Source organism: Actinomyces sp. oral taxon 849 str. F0330 (assembly GCF_000239715.1).
Taxonomy (GTDB): Bacteria; Actinomycetota; Actinomycetes; order Actinomycetales; family Actinomycetaceae; genus Actinomyces; species Actinomyces johnsonii.
In genome coordinates this window covers 87,968-93,144 of record NZ_JH470356.1, presented here as the reverse complement: position 1 = coordinate 93,144, position 5,177 = coordinate 87,968, and the positions used below count along the sequence as shown (strand labels likewise).

The 5,177-nt window shown below is 71.5% G+C and carries 6 protein-coding genes and 1 pseudogene; 6 read left to right on the top strand and 1 reads right to left on the bottom strand.

Annotated elements, in window-relative coordinates:
* The 5 genes and pseudogenes from HMPREF0975_RS11350 to HMPREF0975_RS11330 all read left to right on the top strand — a co-directional run.
* A pseudogene (locus HMPREF0975_RS11350) lies at nt 1–273 on the top strand (folate-binding protein); the annotation flags it as partial.
* 137 nt (nt 274–410) lie between these two features.
* Nucleotides 411–869, top strand: coding sequence for a DUF2516 family protein (locus HMPREF0975_RS11345; RefSeq protein ID WP_009234322.1), 459 nt, complete (start codon nt 411–413; stop codon nt 867–869).
* Entirely contained in the window at nt 869–1,297 is a 429-nt protein-coding gene (gene dtd, locus HMPREF0975_RS11340; RefSeq protein WP_009234321.1) for a D-aminoacyl-tRNA deacylase, read from the top strand. Before HMPREF0975_RS11345 ends, dtd begins: the two co-directional genes overlap by 1 nt.
* A gap of 225 nt (nt 1,298–1,522) precedes the next feature.
* Entirely contained in the window at nt 1,523–2,347 is an 825-nt protein-coding gene (locus HMPREF0975_RS11335) for an arginase family protein (RefSeq protein ID WP_009234320.1), read from the top strand.
* Nucleotides 2,348–2,553: 206 nt separating this feature from the next.
* Nucleotides 2,554–3,018 carry a DUF3995 domain-containing protein gene (locus HMPREF0975_RS11330; protein WP_009234319.1) on the top strand — a complete coding sequence of 155 codons (465 nt, stop codon included), beginning with the start codon at nt 2,554–2,556 and terminating at the stop codon, nt 3,016–3,018.
* 194 nt (nt 3,019–3,212) lie between these two features.
* On the opposite strand, the gene HMPREF0975_RS11325 is transcribed toward HMPREF0975_RS11330, so the two are convergent.
* Nucleotides 3,213–4,244, bottom strand: a complete 1,032-nt coding sequence (locus tag HMPREF0975_RS11325) for a threonine ammonia-lyase (RefSeq protein WP_009234318.1) — start codon at nt 4,242–4,244, stop codon at nt 3,213–3,215.
* An 81-nt stretch (nt 4,245–4,325) separates the two neighbouring features.
* On the opposite strand from HMPREF0975_RS11325, the gene HMPREF0975_RS11320 reads away from it, so the two are divergent.
* The coding region (locus HMPREF0975_RS11320) for a LysR family transcriptional regulator (RefSeq protein WP_049939865.1) at nt 4,326–5,177 on the top strand (852 nt) is incomplete at its 3' end.

Here is a 5,177-nt window from a genome sequence, read left to right as displayed (position 1 = left end):
GTGCGCATGGGGGAGAGGACCGTGGGCGCCGTGACCTCCGTGGCGCGCCACCACGAGCTCGGCCCCATCGCCCTGGCCCTGCTGCGCCGCGCCGTGCCCGCGGGCGAGCAACTGACCGTGGAGATCACCGAGGTCGACGAGGCCACCGGCGAGACGATCGCCGTCGGGCGGGTCGACGCCGCCCAGGAGCTACTGGTCTCTCCCGAGGGACGCGCCCAGGCCAGCCCCGCCGAGCGCCCCGGCGCCGGGCTGCGCAAGGGCCTGCGGCTCTGAGCGTTTCCCGGCTCCGGCTACCTCTCGTCGGCCGGCGCGTCACCAAGCAGCTACCGGGTGCATGAGGCGTCAACTGTTCTCGCTGAGCGTGGCTGTATCACTGGGTTCACGGGCCACCGGCCGGTAGCCTGGGGCGCGTGAGCCTCCTTCTTCTCATCGCTTACTACCTCTCTCTCGCAGTCTCACTGATCTGGTGCGCAGCGCAGGTCCTTGCGGCTGTCCTTGGGGTCTGGGCTCTCATCGACTCAGCGCTGAGGCCGGCTCAGCACTACGCCGCGGCGGACAAGCGCAGCAGGAACTTCTGGCTCGTTGTCAACGCGGTGGCGGCCGCGGTGGTGACCTTCCAGGCGTATGAGGCCTACCGGTACTGGGCCGCCACGCACGGTGAAAGGGCGTCGACGGGAGTGTCGTTCATCGGTCTGCTGGCCGTGGTGGCCAGCGCCGTCTACCTAGCGGATGTGCGCCCCGCTTTGCAGGCGTTGGCGCCTGTGCGGGTGCGCTCTTCGATCCGCATCCCGGGGCGGGCCTCGCAGCGCCGGCCCGGGAGAGGTGGGCGCGCCGGCCGAGGGCCGCGCGACTGGAGCTCTGATCGCTGATGCGTGCAGTTATACAGCGGGTCAGTCGGGCCGCCGTTCGCGTCGACGGCGAGGTGGTTGGGGAGATCACCCGACCCGGCCTCATGGTCCTGGTCGGGGCCACGCACGACGACGGCCCCCAACAGGTGGCCACGGTGGCCCGCAAGATCGCGGACCTGAGGCTCCTGGAGGGAGAGCTCTCGGTGTCCGATGCCGGTGCGCCGGTGCTCGTCGTCTCCCAGTTCACCCTGTACGCCGATACACGCAAGGGGCGGCGCCCCACCTGGAACAGGGCGGCTCCCGGTGAGGTGGCCGAGCCCCTGGTGGAGGCGGTGGCCGAGGACCTGCGCGGGCGCGGCCTGGAGGTGGCCACCGGCCGCTTCGGCGCCCACATGGCGATCGACATGGAGGCCGACGGCCCGGTGACCATTCTGGTCGAGGCCGAGTAGGGCCTGTTGCGAGACTAGGGTGAGGCGTCTGCGTGTTCGTACTCTCTACCCCTCGAGCGCGTGTCCCAAGGTGCGACCGCGACGTCAGCGACTGGCGTGCGGACATCGGCCCACAGTCGTGATGGGAGGCGGGCGCCACGGCTCCTCCTCGGTGATTGAGGCACAGCACCGTCGGTCCGTAGCGTTGCGGGTAACGTGAGGCCCGCATAACGAGAGGAGCCGGAGATGAGCACCGGGGCCAGAAGAGAGAGGGTCGTGGTCACCCACGTCGCCGGGAGGATCGGCGACCACAACGACCGAGCCATGGCTGCCTCGCCGCGCCTGGCCGCCGCCCTGGCGCGGCGCTACGACGTCGAGCCCGTCGTCATCGGATCACCTCGCCCGGCGCTGAGCGTGGGTTGGCAGGTCGAGCTCGATGCCGCCCGCGACGGGCTGGAGGCGCTCGCGGCCCACTACGAGGTGCTGTGGGCCGGCTCTGCCGTGCCGGTGACCGCGTTGAGCCGCTGTGCCGGGGCGCTGGCGACCCTGCCCGTCGTTGCTGCCAACCGGCCCGACGCGCTCGTCGTGTGGTTCGACGCCCACGCCGACCTCAACTCCCCGGAGAGCACGCCGAGTGGCTACCTCGGCGGTCTGGCCCTGTCCGGACCGTTGGGGCTGTGGGACTCCGGACTCGGCGCCGGGCTGGGCACGGACAACGTGGTCCTGGCCGGGGTGCGCGACATCGACCCGCCCGAGGCCGATCTCATCGAGGGTGCGGGCATCCCCCTCGTCGGGCCTGGAGAGGGCTTCGCTGAGCGGCTCGGGCGGGTGGTGGACGGCAGACCCGTCTACATCCACATCGACTGCGACGTGCTGGAGCCCGGTGTCGTGCCGACCGACTACCTCGTCGGCGGTGGCCTGAGCCTGGCCGAGCTGCGCCAGGCGGCCGAGGTCCTCGCCCGCGGCGAGGTCGTCGGCATCCAGATCGGCGAGCTCGAGACGGCCACTGGGGAGGAGGACCTCGACCCGCTGCTAGACGCCCTGTCCCCCGTGCTCGACGCCGTCGGCTGAGCCGGGCTGGCCCTTGCGGTCTGTCCCGCCCATGGACGGGGTGACTGCTGTGGGGCGACAATGAGACATGACCAAGCGTGCGGCGTTCTTCGATCCGGATCCCGGGGCGGGCCTCGCAGCGTCGCCCGGACCTACGCAACAGGACCTAGGTCGAAGGAGGCCGACGATGCGATGCCGTGGCCGATGCGATGTGAGGACGCGCTGAGATGACGGGGCGCTCGCGGGCGGTGGTCATCGCCATGATGCTGTGGTGGGCCTTCTTCGGCTGCATCAGTGTGTCCTGGTCACTGGGCTCCCCATGGCTGGTCGATACGGTCCTTCAGGGCGATGCCCTGCGGCTCGCTCAGGAGCGGCCCACCTGGTTCGTCGTGGTCGTCCTCGTCTCCGGGCTGGTGAAGCTGGGCTTCGTCGTCTTCGGCTTCGCCCTCCTGCGCCCAGACGTCATCAGGGTGCCGCACTGGATGCGCCTGGCCTTCGGCTGGATCTCGGGAGCCCTGCTCATGGCCTACGGGCTGATCGGCTCGGCGCCTGCGATCCCGAGGCTCCTGTCGGGGCAGCCGCTCTCGCGCTACGGCTGGTGGCGGCTACTGCTGTGGATGCCTCACTTCTGGGTGGGCGGCATCCTGGTGCTGGCCGCAACGGTCGCCTACCTGCGCTGGAGCCGGCCCTAGCCGGTTCATGTCCGCTCGGTGTTCACTCGTGGCGGTGGCATGGTCCGGTGATGCTGGTCGGCCGCCGGAGCAAGGGGGAGGGCCGGGTATGCGCCCCCGACTGCGCTTCCCGGCCCTCACTTGAGTGTCTCCCCGGCGGGCGTTCCGGCTCAACGGGGAGTGTTCCCCAAATCGTCCGACGGGTAGTGCCCGGCTCAGCAGGTCAGGGCCATGTCAGTGACGGCGGAGTCGGCAAAGCCGGCGATGGCAGCGAGCTCGCTGTCGTCGGCGTTGCCGCCGGTGCATACGACGGCACAGGGACCCCTGCGGGCGGGGTCAGCCATGAGCCCGGCCAGGCTCGCGGCCCCAGCGCCCTCGGCCAGGGTGTGGGCGTGGGTGGACATGAGGCCGACGGCGCGCTGGATATCGTCGTCATCGACCAGGATGAAGTCGTTGAGGCTGCGGCCCAGCACGGACTGGGTGAGGGCGAAGCTCGCCCCGACGGCCAGGCCCGCCACGCGGGTGTGACTGTGGACAGTGGCCGGCTTGCCGGACTTCCAGGCGCGGTGCGCGGCCGGAGCGGCGCTGGACTGGACGCCGATGACCCAGCACTCGGGCGCCAGGACATCGCGCACGAGGCAGGCGCCTGCGGCCCCGGAGCCCGAGCCGACCGGGGTGTAGACGGTTCGCAGACCGCGGTGGCGGCGGAAGAGCTCGAGGTAGACGGTGGCGTGCCCGAGCACGATCGCCGGCTCGTCGCCGGGGGAGACCATGCGCATCCCCTCGCTCAGGGAGAGCGCCTCAGCGTGGGCGAGCGAGTCGCACATCGTGTCGCCCTCGACGACCACGCGGGCGCCTAGGGCGCGCACCGCGGCCACCTTGCGGGCCGGGGCGCCGGCCGGTACGACGACGGTGACGGGCACGTCGCTGCGGGCGCCCGCCCAGGCCAGGGACTGGGCGTGGTTGCCGGTGGAGGCGGTCACGACGCCGCGGCGCCGTTCCTCGGGGCTGAGCGCCGCCATGAGCGCCACCCCGCCGCGGACCTTGAAGGCGCCGGTGGGCTGGACGTTCTCGTGCTTGACCACGACGTCGACCCCGGCCTCGGCGCTGAGCAGCGGGTAGGACCAGGCGGGAGTCTCGGGCAGGATGCGCGAGACGGCCTCGTAGGTGCGCAGGACGGCGTCGAAGTCGAGGCCCTCCCGGGGACTGAGGGAGGAGAACGGGGTCAGGGTGTCGGTTGCGGTCATGAGTCCATGATGATGAAGATTGCACTATCGGTCCAATGAATGTTTTGACGTATACCCATCGATTTGAGCCATACTTGGTGAGTGATCGATGTGCAGCAGTTGCGCGCCCTCGTGGAGCTCTCCCGGCTCGGCACCGTCTCGGCCGCCGCCGAGTCGCTGGGCTTCAGCCAGTCCACCGTCTCCCACCAGCTCGCCGCCCTGTCGCGTGCGACCGGCGCCGTCCTGCTGACGCGGGCCGGGCGCGGGGTGCGGCTCACCGAGGAGGGACGAGCGTTGGCGGCCCGCGGCCAGGAGATCCTCGACCTGTTGGATCGCACCGAGCGCGAGGCCATCTCCATGGCTCGCGCGGAGGCGGGGCGCGTGCGTCTGGCCGCCTTCCCCTCCGCGGTGGCCTCCCTCGTGCCCGGGGTGCTCGACGTCGTCGGCCGGCAGCACCCGGGGCTGGAGGTCGAGCTGGTCGACGCCGAGCCGCCCGAGGCCCTCGACGCACTGCGGCGCGGGCGGGTGGACGCGGCCCTGTCCTTCTCCTACGTAGACGACGATGCCGATGAGGGGCTTCAGGCGGTGCACCTGCTCGACGACGTCCTCTACCTGGTCTCCCATCCCGGCGGCATCACGCGCGTCGCCGACGGCGCCCGGTGCCGGTGGGTGACCGGCTGCGCGCGCTGCCGCGAGGAGCTCATTGCCGTGGGGCGTGCCAACGGCTTTGCGCCCGAGACCGCTTATGCCTCCGACGACTACGTGGCCGTGCAGGCGCTCGTGGCCGCCGGGGTGGGGGCGGCCCTGCTGCCCGGGATGGCGCTGAGCGCCTACCGGCACGAGGGGGTTCAGGTGCGTCCGCTGACCCGTGAGCACCGGCGGGTCGAGGTGGTCACCCGTGCCGAGAGGCCCCGGCCGCTGGCCGTCGACGTCCTCGTGGAGGCGTGCCGGACG